A 13914-nucleotide genomic window follows, 5' to 3' on the forward strand; every position below is an offset into this window, starting at 1 on the left:
TGAACCGAGTCGTTCACCGCATCATCATGTTCGTGCTGCTTGTCGCTGCACTGGCCGTCATATGGAACTTGCTCGGGGCACGTTGAGACGGCGCCGACAATCTGCCGGTGCCGTCTTGCTTGCGTGTCGATTACGAGCGCGTCAACGCCGCGCGAAAGCGCCGCCTGTCGCATCGCTCTCCTTGCCGATCAGCGCATCGACGCTGACCGCGCCGCCACCGGCCGCCGAGAGATAGAGGCAGGCAAAGCAGAACAGGATCGCGGCGGTGCCGCCGTTGAGCAGCGGCAGCAGCACCGGCGTGCCTGTCTTGAGCATGTGGCCCATGAAGTAAGCGAACGCCATTTCGCCCGACAGGATGAACGCCGAGAGCCGGGTGAACAGGCCGAGCATCAGGGCCGCTCCCAGCACCAGTTCGATCGTGCCGGCCGCGTAGATCAGCGGCGGGATGTCGGCGAAATAGGGCAGCGCCGGGAACTTGAACAGTTTTGCGACGCCGTACTGGAACAGCAGCAATCCGGTGATGAAGCGAAACAGGCTCAGGAGAACCGGTTCGTAGCGAGAGAGAAAGGGAAAGTTCATTGGTTTGCGCCCTCTATTCGATGTTCCGACTTGGACCGCATTCGCTTCCACCTCGCAAGCGGCCCCGGCATGAATTCAAGCTGACATTTTCGTCATATCGGACAAAACACCCCAGGTTGGGATTTGAGCCCTGCCGAACGGCATTTTTTGCACGTGTCCCGCGCTGCGTGACCGTAATTTTCCGGTAACACGAATGCGCTCAGGTTACTTCCATGACACCTAACGCCGCAAGGCGGGCACGACCAGGAACGGGATCATCCCGAGCACCACGCTCGCAAGTGCGAAGACGAGCAGCGCGTTGTAGCCATGGGTGGCGTCATGGATCAGGCCGCCGCTCCAGGAGCCGAAGGCCGAGCCCAGTCCGCTGCCGATCGAGATCGTTCCGTAGATGGTGCCGACCCGTTTGCCGCGGAAAATCTTCATGGCGGTTGCCGTGATCAGCGGTCCGCGCGAGCCCATCATGCTGCCGAAGCAGACCACAAAGCCGGTGAGCAGGATGAGGTTCGGCGAATGCTGCAACAGCCAGAGCAGCGCGATGCCGAGGATCGAGATCGCGTAGCTCAGGAGCACCGATGGCCGGCGCCCGATCAGGCCGTCGAGCGCAGAGACGCCGAGCATGCCGAACACCAGCACCACGCCCGAGAAGCCCCAGGCGGTCGCGGCCTGGAGCGGCGGGAAGCCTGCATCGATCAGATAAGCCACGATCTGGGCTGCGATCGCATACATGCCGACGGCGGTGAAGAAGAACGTCGAGAACAGCGCCCAGAAGGCGTGGTGGCGCATCGCCGCAGCAAGCGTCCAGCCGTGATCGACGAAATCGGGATCGGTCTTCTTGCTGACATGCGGCGAGCCTGACGCGAACAGCCGCCACGGCAGCAGCATCAGCGGCACCAGCAGCCCCAATGCACTAAAGCCGAACAGCTGGTAGGTCTCGCGCCATCCGAGATGATCGATCAGAAGCTGCGAGGCCGGCAGCAGCGCCAGCACGCCGCCGCCCATCGCCGAATAGACCACTGCCATCGCCGTCGGCAGCCGCGGCCCGAACCAGCGGCCGAGCAGGATCGAGTTCGGCACGTTGCCGATGAAGGCAACGCCAATGCCGACGCACAATCCGATCGAAAGCTGGAATTGCCAGAGCGAATGCGCGTGCGCGGCAATCAGGAACGCGGAGCCGAGCAGCAACAGGCCAAGCGCATAGACGATGCGCGGTCCGGAATGATCGAACAGGCGGCCGACCAGCGGTGCGGTCAGGCCGCTGACGAGCCAGGTCAGCGAATAGATCGAGACGACCTGCGCGCGATCCCAACCGAAATTTTCCGCGATCGGTTTCAGGAAGACGGTGAAGCTTTCGCTCAAGCCCCTCCCGAGCACAGCGAGCGTGAAACACAGCGCGAGCACGACGAGCGCGGTGCGCACCGCGCTGTGCTGCTTCGCAGCCCCGTTTTCCCTCGGCGTATTCTGATCCATTGCCCGCAGGGAGCGCGCTTCGGTGCGCCCTGACAAGCATCAAAAGCTCATACGCCTATGCAGGCTTGAGGAGGACGTGCTTCTTCTTGCCGAACGACAGCTTGATCACGCCTTCCGGCGTGAGACTGGCCGGCGTCAGCGTCATCTTCTCGTCGGTGACGGACTCGTCGTTGACCCGCAGGCCGCCGCCCTTGATCTGGCGCCGCGCCTCGCCGTTGGAGGCGACCAGGCCCGCCTTGACGAAGGCATTCAGCACCCCGACGCCGGCGTCCAGCTCGCCGCGCGGAATTTCGACCGTGGGCAGGGTCTCGGCCAATGCCCCTTCCTCGAAGGTGCGGCGTGCGGTCTCGGCAGCCTCGTTGGCGGCGTCGCGGCCGTGCAGCAGCGCGGTCGCTTCGGTGGCGAGCACCTTCTTGGCCTCGTTGATCTCCGAGCCCGCGAGCCCCTCGAGCTTCCTGATCTCGCTCATCGGCAGCGTCGTGAACAGCTTCAGGAATTTGCCGACGTCGGCGTCCTCGGTGTTGCGCCAGTACTGCCAGAAATCGTACGGCGAGAACTGGTCTGCATTGAGCCAGACCGCGCCTTGTGCGGTCTTGCCCATCTTGGCGCCCGACGCGGTCGTCAGCAGCGGCGTCGTCAGCGCGTACAGTTGATGGGTGCCCATGCGGCGGCCGAGATCGACGCCCATGATGATGTTGCCCCACTGGTCCGAGCCGCCCATCTGGAGCTGGCAGTCGGTGCGCTTGGCGAGCTCGACGAAGTCATAGGCCTGGCAGACCATGTAGTTGAACTCGATGAAGCTCATCTCCTGCTCGCGCTCGAGGCGCAGCCGTACGGAGTCCATGGTCAGCATGCGGTTGACCGAGAAGTGCCGGCCGACGTCGCGCAGCATCTCGATGTAGTTGAGCCTGGTCAGCCACTCGGCATTGTCGAGCATGATGGCGTCGCTCTTGCCGTCGCCATAGCGCAGCACCTTTGCGAACACGCCGCGGATCGAGGCCTTGTTGGCCTCGATCTCGGCGACCGTGCGGATCGCGCGCGTCTCGTCCTTGCCGGAGGGATCGCCGACCATGGTGGTGCCGCCGCCCATCAGCGTGATCGGCTTGTTGCCGGATTGCTGCAGCCAGTGCAGCATCATCATGGTCAGGTAGTTGCCGATATGCAGCGACGGAGCGGTGCAGTCGTAGCCGACATAGGCGATGGCCTCGCCCTTGGCGGCGAGCGCATCCAGCCCCTCGAAATCGGAGCACTGGTGGATGAATCCACGTTCTTGCAGCGTGTTGAGGAAATCCGATTTAAATGCAGTCATCTGTCGGCGGGCCTGACAATTCTTGGTTTACTGTTTTGGGCGCAATTTAAGGGTCTTCCGTGGGAACTCGATTGCCGCCCGCCACTTGGCGCTGTGGTTATAAGATGTGTCCCTCTGGCACAAGATCGGCATGCCGGAGCGGGTCTGTTGAGGACGCTGATCCATGATGTTGACGGCACTCGGCTTGATGAGCGGCACCTCGCTGGACGGGGTGGACGTCGCGCTGATCGAAACCGACGGAAAGCAGGTGAAGGCGTTCGGGCCGTCCGGCTACAGACCCTATAGCCCGGCCGAGCGGAATCTGCTGCGCCAGGCGCTGTCCGAGGCCGTTCACCTGTTGCAACGCGATGCCCGGCCGGGATTTTTGGCCGAGGCGGAACGCGCGGTGACACTGGCGCATGCCGAGGCGGTCGCCGCCTTCGTCGCCCAGAACCGGATGAAGCCGGAGGAGATCGACATTGTCGGCTTCCACGGCCAGACCGTGCTGCACCGCCCGGAAAGGCGGCTGACGGTGCAGATCGGCGATGCGCGGGCGCTGGCGAAAGCCATCCATATCCCCGTGATGCACGATTTCCGCGCTGCCGACGTCGAGGCCGGCGGGCAGGGCGCGCCGTTGGTCCCGGTCTACCACCGGGCGCTGGCGCAATCGCTCGAGCGCGAAGGACCGATCGCCGTGGTCAATATCGGCGGCGTCTCCAACATCACCTATATCGACGGCAACGATACGCTGATCGCGTGCGACACCGGACCCGGCAACGCGCTGCTCGACGATTTCATGTACCGCAGCATGAACCAAGCCTTCGATACGGAAGGCAAGTTCGCCGCGCTCGGCAAGGCCGACGAGGCCTGGATCGCGCGCGCGCTGGAGCTGCCGTTCTTCGCAGCGCCGCCGCCGAAATCGCTCGACCGCAACGACTTTGCCGCGCTCAGGCTTGGCGATGTCGCGCCGGCCGACGGCGCTGCGACGCTCACCGCCTTCACCGCGGCCGCGATCGCCCGCATCATTCCTCTGCTGCCGCGGCGGCCGCGAAGCTGGATCGTTTGCGGCGGCGGCGCGCGTAACCTCACCATGCTGCGCATGCTGCGGGACCGGGTGGGCTCCGCCACCGTCGAAGCCGCAGAGACGCTCGGCTGGGCCTCCGACGCCATCGAGGCGCAGGCGTTCGGATTCCTCGCCGCACGCGGCCTCAAGGGCCTGCCGCTGTCGTATCCCGCTACCACGGGCGTGCCGATGCCGATGACGGGCGGAGTGATCGCGCGGCCGTGAGTTTCGCCGGTCAATGCAAATGCATGGATCTTGACGGATCAATGCAAGTGCATCTATGTTGGAGCGAGTGCATCCAACCGCCGGGATTGTCGTCATGACCACTTCGCTCAAACTGATCAGCCACAAGCTTTGCCCGTATGTGCAGCGCGCCGTGATCGCGCTCAACGAGAAGGGCGTCCCGTTCGAGCGGATCGACATCGATCTCGCCAACAAGCCCGACTGGTTCCTGAAACTGTCACCCCTCGGCAAGGTACCGGTGCTGGTGGTGACGACGGAGAAGGGCGAGGTCGCGCTGTTCGAGAGCAACGTGATCTGCGAATACATCGAGGAGACGCAAGCAGGTGCGAAGCTGCATCCGGCCGATCCGCTGGCCCGCGCCGAACATCGCGCCTGGATGGAATTCGGCTCCGCGATCCTCGGCGACCTCTGGGGGCTGGAGACCACGACGGATCCGGCGACGTTCGACAGCAAGCGCCTGGCGCTATCGGCGAAATTTGCGCGTGTCGAGGCTGCACTTGGCGCTGGGCCGTTTTTCGGCGGCAATAGGTTCAGCCTGGTCGATGCCGTGTTCGCACCCGTCTTCCGCTATTTCGACGTCTTCGACGAGGTGACCGAGCTCGGCATCTTCAGCGATGTGCCGAAGGTGCGAGCTTGGCGAACAGAACTGGCGAAGCGGCCGAGCGTTCAAACAGCTGTGGGCGCGGACTATCCGCAATTGCTGCGCGCGTTCCTGGCGCGCCACGACGCGCACCTCCTAAAGCTCGCAGCCTGAGCCATGTCGCCATCCGTGGCCTGGCTGATGCTGGTGATCGCCGGCGCACTCGATGTGGGCTGGGCAATCTCGATGAAATATGCCGAAGGCTACACGCGCATCGGCTGGAGCATCATTTCTCTGCTGCTGCTCGCCGCCTTCGTGTTGCTGCTCGGGCGGGCGCTGAAGGTGCTTGAAGTCGGCGTCGCCTATTCGGTGTGGACCGGCATCGGTGCCGCCGGCACCTTCGCAATGGGCGTCATGCTGTTCGGCGAGACGCTGAGCGCGATGAAAATCGCCGGGATCGTTTTGGTGCTGGGAGGTATCGCCGCGCTGAAGCTCGCCTAGATCTCTGCGGCCATCTTCGCGAGCGTCGCGATTGTGTTCATGTTGCGGGCCGTGCCGGTCTTGGCGGCGGGGATGACCAGCTTCGACGTGCCCATGCCGTCGCCGTAATGCACGTAGATCTCGCGGCGGCCGAGGCGGACCTCCTCCTTGTTCTGGCCGCGGATTCCGGCGAGCGCATCCGCCGGCGGCGCCTTGTCGAGGAAGATCGCGACGGTGCGGTTGGGTGCGGCCTTGGGAAAGGGATTGTCGGCCAGGACCTGCGCCATCTCGGCGGCGCTGCGCACGAGCACGCCGACCGGCGCGCCGGCATAGGCGTGCAGGCGCTTTTCGAGTGCGCTTTTGATTGCCGATTCCGACTTGCGGCTGGCGAAGACGACGTTGCCGCTGGCGATGTAGGTGCGCACGGCGGTGAAGCCGAGCTCCTCGCACATCGCCTTCAGTTCGCTCATCGGCAGCTTGCCGGTGCCGCCGACATTGACGGCACGGAGCAAGGCGATGAACGCGGCCACGGACGAGCCTCAGCGCACGTTGGCGAGCCGCATGTCGAGGTACGCGGTGATGGTTTCCATCAGCGGCTCGAGCTTGCTGTCGAAGAAATGGTTGGCGCCGGGGATGACCTGCTGGTCGATCACGATGCCCTTCTGCGTCTTCAGCTTCTCGACCAGCGTGTTGACGTCCTTCGGCGGCACCACCGCGTCCTTCTCGCCGTGCACGATGAGCCCCGAGGACGGGCACGGTGCGAGGAACGAGAAGTCGTAGAGGTTAGCTGGCGGCGCAATCGAAATGAAACCCTCGACCTCCGGGCGGCGCATCAGAAGCTGCATGCCGATCCAGGCGCCGAAGGAGAAGCCGGTCACCCAGCAGGCGCGCGCCTCCGGATTGATGGTCTGGGCCCAGTCGAGCGCCGCTGCCGCGTCGGACAGTTCGCCGGTGCCGTGATCGAACGAGCCCTGGCTGCGGCCGACGCCGCGGAAATTGAAGCGCAGCACCGAGAAACCACGATGCGCGAACGCGTAGTAGCACTGGTACACGATCTGATGGTTCATCGTGCCGTGGAACTGCGGATGCGGATGCAGAATCATCGCGATCGGCGCGTTCTTCTGCTTGGCCGGGTGATAGCGGCCCTCGAGGCGGCCAGCGGGGCCGGTGAAAATAACTTCAGGCATGGATGATCTCTGATCCCTTGAAGACGGTCCTCAACAACCAACCGATTGCGCGGACTGCATCGGACTGCTCTGCCGACCAGACCGCGAATGGAAGGGTGGAGCGGCGCCCTCGGATGATGCGCGAGCGGCGCGCGGTGAACTGACGCGCGCGTTCTAACATGAGGCATGGGTCAAAAAGCAAGCATCTTGAACATCCCGCAATCGGCTCAACGTGTTAGCCTGTCACAGCCGCGTCATGGCCAGGCGCTGATCAAGCGCGGATCTGAATCGCGGTTGCCAAGCGCCCGGTGCTGGCCCATGTCGGGGATCGGGGCCGCAGGGGCCGATACCACCAGGACAGGTAATATATTACTTTCATGCCCGACCGCGTCTATCTCGACTGGAATGCGACCACGCCGCTGCGGCCCGAGGCACGGGCTGCGATGGTGGCCGCCTGGGAGCTGATCGGCAATCCGTCCTCGGTCCATGCCGAGGGGCGGGAGGCGCGACGGCTGGTCGAGGACGCCCGCGCGGCGCTCGCCAAGGCGGTGGGCGCGGTGCCGCGAAACGTCGTCTTCACCTCCAGCGGGACCGAGGCCAACGCGCTGGCGCTGTCGGCCGGGCTGCGGAGTGCTTCGGCCGGTCCGGTGCAGAGGCTCCTGATCTCGGCGGTCGAGCATGCCTCCGTGCTGGCCGGGGGCCGATTCCCAGCCGCTTCGATCAGCCAGATCCGGGTCACGCGCTCCGGCGTGGTCGATCTCGATCATCTGAAGGCGCTGCTCGCCGACGGCCCCCCGGCGCTGGTGTCGATCATGGCAGCCAACAACGAAACGGGAGCGCTCCAGCCGGTCGCCGAGGCCGCCCGCATCGTTCATGAATCCGGCGGCCTGATGCACGTCGACGCAATTCAGGCGCTCGGCAAGATTGCTTTTAATATGAACGTTCTGGGCGCAGATCTTGCGACCTTTTCTGCACACAAGATCGGCGGTCCCAAGGGCATCGGTGCGCTGGTTGTCGCCGAAGGGCTGGCCGGATTGGAACCGGTGCTGCGCGGCGGCGGCCAGGAGCTCGGCCGGCGGGCGGGAACCGAGAATGTCGCGGGCATCGCCGGCTTCGGGGCGGCGGTGAAGGCCGCGCTTGAGGCTCTCCCGGAGGATGCGGAGCGCATGGCAAGCCTCAGGGATCGCTTGGAAAACGGCATTCGGGCGATAGCCGGGGCAAGGGTTTTCGCGGATGATGTGACGCGGTTGCCAAATACCGTCCTATTCACCGCCCCCGGACTGAAGGCTGAAACGGCCGTGATTGGCTTCGACCTCGAGGGCATCGCTGTATCGTCCGGCTCGGCCTGTTCGTCGGGGAAGGTCCAGCCGTCCCACGTGCTTTCGGCGATGGGCTTCGATCCGGCCACCGCCCAGGGAGCGGTGCGCCTCAGTCTGGGCTGGTCCACGGGACCCGAGGACATCAATACGGCGTTAGAGGCTTGGCGGAAGCTCGGGAATACCCTACTTAAGGGAGAGCGACGAAACACGGCTTGAACGGTTCTAAGCACGTGCTTTCGGCACGCAAACATCGTAATACTCGTCCGAGTTTGATCCACCGCGGTCCTTGAAACCGCGAGCGGAGGATAGAATGCCAGCCGTCCAAGAGACGGTCGAGCGCGTCAAGCGCATCGACGTCGACCAGTACCGTTATGGGTTTGAGACCCTGATCGAGTCCGACAAGGCCCCCAGGGGGCTGTCGGAAGAGACCGTCAAGTTCATCTCCGAGAAGAAGAACGAACCCGCCTGGATGCTGCAGTGGCGGCTAGAGGCCTATCGGCGCTGGCTGACCATGACGGAACCGACCTGGGCCCGCGTCGACTATCCCAGGATCGACTTCCAGGACCTCTATTATTATTCGGCGCCGAAGCCGAAGAAGACCATCACCTCGCTCGACGAGATCGATCCGGAGATCCTCAAGACCTACGAGAAGCTCGGGATTCCCCTGCGCGAAGTCGCGATGCTCGAGGGCGTCGAGCCCAAGCCCGGTGATCAGGATCCGGCCCGGCGCAAGATCGCGGTCGATGCCGTCTTCGATTCGGTCTCGGTTGCGACCACCTTCAAGGCGGAGCTGAAGAAGGCCGGCGTGATCTTCATGCCGATCTCGGAAGCCATCCGCGAGCATCCCGAGCTCGTGCAGAAATATCTCGGCTCTGTGGTGCCGACCTCGGACAATTTCTACGCGACGCTGAACTCGGCGGTGTTCTCCGACGGCTCGTTCGTCTACGTGCCGCCGGGTGTGCGCTGCCCGATGGAACTGTCGACATACTTCCGCATCAACGAGCGCAACACCGGCCAGTTCGAGCGCACGCTGATCATCGCCGACAAGGGCTCCTACGTCTCGTACCTCGAAGGCTGCACCGCGCCGCAGCGCGACGAGAACCAGCTGCATGCCGCTGTGGTCGAGCTCGTCGCGCATGACGACGCCGAGATCAAATATTCGACGGTGCAGAACTGGTATCCCGGCAATTCGGAAGGCAAGGGCGGCATCTACAATTTCGTCACCAAGCGTGGCGACTGCCGCGGCGACAATTCCAAGATCTCCTGGACCCAGGTCGAAACGGGGTCTGCGATCACCTGGAAATATCCGAGCTGCATCCTGCGCGGCGATAATTCGCGCGGCGAGTTCTATTCGATCGCGATCTCGAACGGCTATCAGCAGGTCGACTCTGGCACCAAGATGATCCATCTCGGCAAGAACACGACGAGCCGGATCATCTCCAAGGGCATTGCCGCCGGCAAGTCGCAGAACACCTATCGCGGGCTTGTCACCGCGCACCGCAAGGCGACCGGCGCGCGCAATTTCACCGCCTGCGATTCGCTGCTGATCGGCGACAAATGCGGCGCGCACACCGTGCCGTATATCGAAGCCAAGAACTCGTCGGCGACGTTCGAGCACGAGGCGACGACCTCGAAAATCTCCGAGGACGTGCTGTTCTACTGCGTGCAGCGCGGGCTCTCCCAGGAAGAAGCCGTCGGCCTCGTCGTCAACGGCTTCGTCAAGGACGTGCTCCAGCAGCTCCCGATGGAGTTCGCGGTGGAAGCGCAGAAGCTGATCTCGATCTCGCTGGAAGGATCGGTCGGCTAGCTCCGGCCTCATCCTGAGGAGGCCGCATAAGCGGCCGTCTCGAAGGATGGATACCGGAAGATTGTTGGCCTCAATCCTTCGAGACGCGCCTACGGCGCTCCTCAGGATGAGGGGATAGATGGAAACAAGATAATGGCTGCTTTGCTTGAAGTGAAAGACCTGCAGGTTCGTGTCGAGGAGCGTGAGATCCTCCACGGGCTGACGTTGACCGTGAACGAGGGCCAGGTGCACGCGATCATGGGGCCGAACGGCTCCGGCAAATCGACGCTGTCCCACGTGATCGCCGGCAAGCCCGGCTATGAAGTCACCGGCGGGCAGATCCTGTTCAGGGGCGAGGATCTGCTTGAGATGTCGCCGGACATGCGCGCGGCCAAGGGCGTGTTCCTGGCGTTCCAGTATCCGGTGGAGATCCCCGGCGTCGCCACCATGACCTTTCTGCGCACGGCGCTGAATGCGCAGCGCAAGGCGCGCGGCGAGAGCGAATATTCGACGCCGGACTTCCTGAAGAAAGTCCGCGAGGTCTCGAAGTCATTGAACATTCCGCAGGACATGCTCAAGCGCGGCGTCAATGTCGGCTTCTCCGGGGGCGAGAAGAAGCGCAACGAGGTGCTTCAGATGGCGTTGTTCGAGCCGAGCCTCTGCATCCTCGACGAGATGGATTCCGGCCTCGACATCGACGCGCTGCGCATTGCCGCCGACGGCGTCAACGCGCTGCGTTCGCCCAAGCGCGCGATGGTCGTCATCACCCATTATCAGCGGCTGCTCAACTACATCGTGCCCGACGTCGTGCACGTGATGTCGAAGGGCCGGGTCGTAAAGAGCGGCGGCAAGGAACTGGCGCTGGAGCTGGAAGCATCCGGCTACGCCCAGTTCGAGGACGCCGCGTAAGGAATTTTGTGATGAACGTTGCTGTGGCAAAGACCGGAAAGGGCCGCGCGGTGAGCGATCTCTTCACCAGCGCCGAAGGCCGGCTGCCGGGTTCGCCGGCGGTGATCGCGGCACGCCGCGAGGCGTTCGAGGCCTATGAGCGTCTCGGCCTGCCGCACCGCCGGATCGAGGAATGGAAATACACCGATCTGCGCGCACTGGTCGGCGAGGTGCTGCCGCTGGCGGCCAGCCCCGATGCGGCTGCGTTGTCGCAGGCCGCGGATGCGGTGAAGGCAAGTGCGATCGCGGGTGCCCGCAAGCTGGTGCTGGTGGACGGCGTGTTCGCGGCCGACCTGTCGGACCTGAAGGCGCTCGGCTCCGAGGTCAGCGTCAAGACGTTGCGTGACGTGCTGGAGAAGGATGCTGCGCTTCTGAAGACCGCCTCGATGGATGCGGTGATCTCGCTGAACGCGGCAATGGCGACGGATGGCGTCGTGCTGTCGATTGCCGACGGCGCGCAACTGTCGGCGCCAATCCAGATCATCCACGTGGCGACCGCTGCTTCGGCATCGGCCTTCACCCGTTCGCAAGTGCGGATCGGGACGGGAGCGCATGCCACCCTCATCGAAAGCTTCGTCGCGGCCGGAAACACGAGCGCCTACCAGGTCAGCGACGCGGTGATCCTCTGGATCGGCGATGACGCCGACGTCGCTTATATCCGCCTGATGGACGATGCGCCTGATGCCGTGAACATCACTTCGCAATTCGTCACTGTCGGCGCCAACACCAAGGTCAACTTCTTCAACATGACCAGCGGCGCCGCGGTCAGCCGCCTCCAGGGCTTCATCACGCTGGCGGGCGAGGGCAGTGAGCTCGCGATCAATGGCGTGAACCTCCTGAAAAAGACCGAACATGGCGACACCACGCTGGTCGTCGACCACGCCGTGCCGAACTGCGTCAGCCGCGAGATCTTCCGGGCCGTGATCGACGACCGTGCCCATTCGGTGTTCCAGGGCCGCATCATCGTCCGTCCCGACGCGCAGAAGACCGACGGCAAGATGATGACCCGCGCGCTGCTGCTATCGGACGAGGCGGAAGCCGACAACAAGCCCGAGCTCGAGATTTTTGCCGACGACGTCTCCTGCGGCCACGGCGCCACCGCCGGCGCGCTGGACGACAACCTGCTGTTTTACCTGAAAGCGCGCGGCCTGCCGGAGAAGCAAGCGCAGGCGCTGCTGATCCAGGCGTTCGTCGGCGAAGCGATCGAGCAAATCGCCGACGACGGCTTGCGCGAGCACGTGATCGGCATTGCCGAGCGTTGGCTGGAGCGGCGCCAATGAGCACGCATCCGGCAGTCAAGAACGGCGCCTATGATGTCGCCCGCGTGCGCCAGGATTTCCCGGCGCTGGCGATGCAGGTCTACGGCAAGCCGCTGGTCTATCTCGACAACGCCGCATCCGCGCAGAAGCCGCAAGTCGTGCTCGATCGCATGACGCAGGCCTATACGAGCGAATACGCCAACGTGCATCGTGGGCTGCACTATCTCGCCAACGCCGCGACCGAAGCCTATGAGGGCGGCCGCATCAAGGTCGCGCAGTTCATCAACGCCCCGCGACCTGAGGAAGTGATCTTCACCCGCAACGCCACTGAAGCGATCAACCTGGTCGCGTCGTCCTGGGGCGAGCCGAACATCAAGGCGGGCGACGAGATCGTCATCTCGATCATGGAGCACCACTCCAACATCGTGCCCTGGCATTTCCTCAGGGAGCGTCATGGCGCGGTGATCAAATGGGCGCCGGTCGATGACGAGGGCAACTTCCTGATCGACGAATTCGAGAAGCTGTTGACCGCGAAGACCAAGCTGGTCGCGATCACGCAGATGTCGAACGCGCTCGGCACCATCGTCCCGGTCAAGGACGTCGTCAAAATCGCGCACGCCCGCGGCATTCCGGTGCTGGTCGACGGCAGCCAGGGCGCGGTGCATCTGCCCGTCGACGTCCAGGACATCGGCTGCGATTTCTATGTCTTCACCGGGCACAAGGTTTACGGGCCGACCGGCATCGGTGTGCTCTGGGCCAAGTACGATCACCTCGTCGCGATGCGTCCCTACAACGGCGGCGGCGAGATGATCCGCGAGGTCTCGCGCGAGATCGTCACCTACGGCGATCCCCCGCACAAATTCGAGGCCGGCACGCCGGCCATCGTCGAGGCCGTCGGCATCGGCGCCGCCATCGACTACGTCAATTCGATCGGCAAGGAGCGCATCGCCGCGCACGAGCACGACCTCGTCACCTATGCCCAGGGCCGCCTGCGCGAGATCAACTCGCTGCGCCTGATCGGCACCGCCCGTGGCAAGGGTCCGGTGATCTCGTTCGAACTCAAGGGCGCGCACGCCCACGACGTCGCAACCGTGATCGACCGCCAGGGCATCGCGGTGCGCGCCGGCACCCATTGCGTGATGCCGCTTTTAGAGCGGTTCAACGTCACAGCCACATGCCGGGCGTCGTTCGGCATGTATAATACGCGGGAAGAAGTCGATCATCTGGCTCAGGCGCTGCTGAAGGCGCGGGATTTGTTCGCATGAGTGACACCGCCGAAATCAAAACCAATCCGATGGAAACCCGGTCGGCGCTGCCGCCGGAAGAAACCGAGCGTCTCACCACCGAGATCATCGCCGGGCTGAAGACCGTGTTCGACCCGGAAATCCCGGCTGACATCTACGAGCTCGGCCTGATCTACAAGGTCGAGATCAAGGACGATCGTTCGGTCGACGTGCAGATGACGCTGACGACCCCGAACTGCCCGGCCGCCGGCGAGCTGCCGACCATGGTCGAGAACGCGGTCGCCAGCGTTCCCGGCGTCGGCGTGGTCGACGTCAAGGTGGTCTGGGAGCCGGCCTGGACGCCGGAACGCATGAGCGACGAGGCCCGCCTCGTCCTCAATATGTGGTGACACTGACGCACCTCGCTTTGCAGAACTGGCATTGAATTCGCTCCGCAACGGACCACATCACTGACATGACCCAGATATCGTCCGGCTCGACACCAGCATCCAC

The 13914-nt window shown here is 63.9% G+C and carries 14 protein-coding genes; 9 read left to right on the plus strand and 5 right to left on the minus strand.

From position 1 onward, the window contains the following. Positions 1 to 141: 141 nt before the first annotated feature. From AC0L2O_RS08795 to tyrS, 3 genes are all read right to left on the minus strand, one after another. Entirely contained in the window at positions 142 to 579 is a 438-nt protein-coding gene (locus tag AC0L2O_RS08795; RefSeq protein ID WP_409188965.1) for a DoxX family protein, read from the minus strand. 219 nt (positions 580 to 798) lie between these two features. After that, the gene (locus AC0L2O_RS08800; protein WP_473369446.1) at positions 799 to 2046 is read right to left on the minus strand and encodes an MFS transporter; all 1248 of its coding nucleotides are present in this window, start codon (positions 2044 to 2046) and stop codon (positions 799 to 801) included. A gap of 55 nt (positions 2047 to 2101) precedes the next feature. After that, the gene (gene tyrS / locus AC0L2O_RS08805; RefSeq protein WP_369723993.1) at positions 2102 to 3355 is read right to left on the minus strand and encodes a tyrosine--tRNA ligase; all 1254 of its coding nucleotides are present in this window, start codon (positions 3353 to 3355) and stop codon (positions 2102 to 2104) included. A gap of 163 nt (positions 3356 to 3518) precedes the next feature. On the opposite strand from tyrS, the gene AC0L2O_RS08810 reads away from it, so the two are divergent. The 3 genes from AC0L2O_RS08810 to AC0L2O_RS08820 all read left to right on the plus strand — a co-directional run bounded on the left by AC0L2O_RS08810 (position 3519) and on the right by AC0L2O_RS08820 (position 5721). Further along, positions 3519 to 4622: an anhydro-N-acetylmuramic acid kinase gene (locus AC0L2O_RS08810; RefSeq protein WP_473369447.1), complete on the plus strand. Its 1104-nt coding sequence runs from the start codon at positions 3519 to 3521 to the stop codon at positions 4620 to 4622. 94 nt (positions 4623 to 4716) lie between these two features. Then, the gene (locus tag AC0L2O_RS08815) at positions 4717 to 5394 is read left to right on the plus strand and encodes a glutathione S-transferase family protein (protein WP_473369448.1); all 678 of its coding nucleotides are present in this window, start codon (positions 4717 to 4719) and stop codon (positions 5392 to 5394) included. Between the two features lie 3 nt (positions 5395 to 5397). Next, positions 5398 to 5721: a DMT family transporter gene (locus AC0L2O_RS08820; RefSeq protein WP_369723988.1), complete on the plus strand. Its 324-nt coding sequence runs from the start codon at positions 5398 to 5400 to the stop codon at positions 5719 to 5721. Here AC0L2O_RS08820 and AC0L2O_RS08825 read toward each other — a convergent pair. Together AC0L2O_RS08825 and AC0L2O_RS08830 are read right to left on the minus strand one after the other, a co-directional pair. Continuing rightward, a complete protein-coding gene (locus tag AC0L2O_RS08825; protein ID WP_473369449.1) occupies positions 5718 to 6230 on the minus strand; it encodes a DUF1697 domain-containing protein in 513 nt (170 codons plus the stop codon). The genes AC0L2O_RS08820 and AC0L2O_RS08825 overlap by 4 nt on opposite strands. A gap of 9 nt (positions 6231 to 6239) precedes the next feature. Further along, entirely contained in the window at positions 6240 to 6887 is a 648-nt protein-coding gene (locus AC0L2O_RS08830; protein WP_369723985.1) for an alpha/beta hydrolase, read from the minus strand. A 356-nt stretch (positions 6888 to 7243) separates the two neighbouring features. Here AC0L2O_RS08830 and AC0L2O_RS08835 point away from each other — a divergent pair, with 356 nt between their 5' ends. The 6 genes from AC0L2O_RS08835 to AC0L2O_RS08860 all read left to right on the plus strand — a co-directional run bounded on the left by AC0L2O_RS08835 (position 7244) and on the right by AC0L2O_RS08860 (position 13811). Further along, a complete protein-coding gene (locus AC0L2O_RS08835; RefSeq protein WP_473369450.1) occupies positions 7244 to 8401 on the plus strand; it encodes a cysteine desulfurase family protein in 1158 nt (385 codons plus the stop codon). 94 nt (positions 8402 to 8495) lie between these two features. Further along, the gene (sufB, locus tag AC0L2O_RS08840) at positions 8496 to 9992 is read left to right on the plus strand and encodes a Fe-S cluster assembly protein SufB (RefSeq protein ID WP_473369451.1); all 1497 of its coding nucleotides are present in this window, start codon (positions 8496 to 8498) and stop codon (positions 9990 to 9992) included. A 132-nt stretch (positions 9993 to 10124) separates the two neighbouring features. Continuing rightward, complete coding sequence (sufC, locus tag AC0L2O_RS08845; protein ID WP_369723983.1) at positions 10125 to 10880, plus strand: Fe-S cluster assembly ATPase SufC; 756 nt, start codon at positions 10125 to 10127, stop codon at positions 10878 to 10880. An 11-nt stretch (positions 10881 to 10891) separates the two neighbouring features. Next, the gene (gene sufD, locus AC0L2O_RS08850) at positions 10892 to 12199 is read left to right on the plus strand and encodes a Fe-S cluster assembly protein SufD (RefSeq protein ID WP_473369452.1); all 1308 of its coding nucleotides are present in this window, start codon (positions 10892 to 10894) and stop codon (positions 12197 to 12199) included. Further along, on the plus strand, positions 12196 to 13443 hold the full coding sequence (locus AC0L2O_RS08855; RefSeq protein ID WP_369723979.1) for a cysteine desulfurase: 1248 nt from the start codon (positions 12196 to 12198) through the stop codon (positions 13441 to 13443). Before sufD ends, AC0L2O_RS08855 begins: the two co-directional genes overlap by 4 nt. Then, positions 13440 to 13811 (plus strand): SUF system Fe-S cluster assembly protein, encoded by a 372-nt coding sequence (locus tag AC0L2O_RS08860; protein WP_369723978.1) that lies wholly within the window; start codon positions 13440 to 13442, stop codon positions 13809 to 13811. Before AC0L2O_RS08855 ends, AC0L2O_RS08860 begins: the two co-directional genes overlap by 4 nt. The last annotated feature ends 103 nt before the right edge of the window (positions 13812 to 13914 follow it).

Source organism: Bradyrhizobium sp. Kon10 (assembly GCF_055807395.1).

Coding starts and splice junctions, on each gene's coding strand:
- AC0L2O_RS08795 (WP_409188965.1), bottom strand. CDS start 579: ATGAACTTTCCCTTTCTCTCTCGCTACGAACCGGTTCTCCTGAGCCTG.
- AC0L2O_RS08800 (WP_473369446.1), bottom strand. CDS start 2,046: ATGGATCAGAATACGCCGAGGGAAAACGGGGCTGCGAAGCAGCACAGC.
- tyrS (WP_369723993.1), bottom strand. CDS start 3,355: ATGACTGCATTTAAATCGGATTTCCTCAACACGCTGCAAGAACGTGGA.
- AC0L2O_RS08810 (WP_473369447.1), top strand. CDS start 3,519: ATGATGTTGACGGCACTCGGCTTGATGAGCGGCACCTCGCTGGACGGG.
- AC0L2O_RS08815 (WP_473369448.1), top strand. CDS start 4,717: ATGACCACTTCGCTCAAACTGATCAGCCACAAGCTTTGCCCGTATGTG.
- AC0L2O_RS08820 (WP_369723988.1), top strand. CDS start 5,398: ATGTCGCCATCCGTGGCCTGGCTGATGCTGGTGATCGCCGGCGCACTC.
- AC0L2O_RS08830 (WP_369723985.1), bottom strand. CDS start 6,887: ATGCCTGAAGTTATTTTCACCGGCCCCGCTGGCCGCCTCGAGGGCCGC.
- AC0L2O_RS08835 (WP_473369450.1), top strand. CDS start 7,244: ATGCCCGACCGCGTCTATCTCGACTGGAATGCGACCACGCCGCTGCGG.
- sufB (WP_473369451.1), top strand. CDS start 8,496: ATGCCAGCCGTCCAAGAGACGGTCGAGCGCGTCAAGCGCATCGACGTC.
- sufC (WP_369723983.1), top strand. CDS start 10,125: ATGGCTGCTTTGCTTGAAGTGAAAGACCTGCAGGTTCGTGTCGAGGAG.
- sufD (WP_473369452.1), top strand. CDS start 10,892: ATGAACGTTGCTGTGGCAAAGACCGGAAAGGGCCGCGCGGTGAGCGAT.
- AC0L2O_RS08855 (WP_369723979.1), top strand. CDS start 12,196: ATGAGCACGCATCCGGCAGTCAAGAACGGCGCCTATGATGTCGCCCGC.
- AC0L2O_RS08860 (WP_369723978.1), top strand. CDS start 13,440: ATGAGTGACACCGCCGAAATCAAAACCAATCCGATGGAAACCCGGTCG.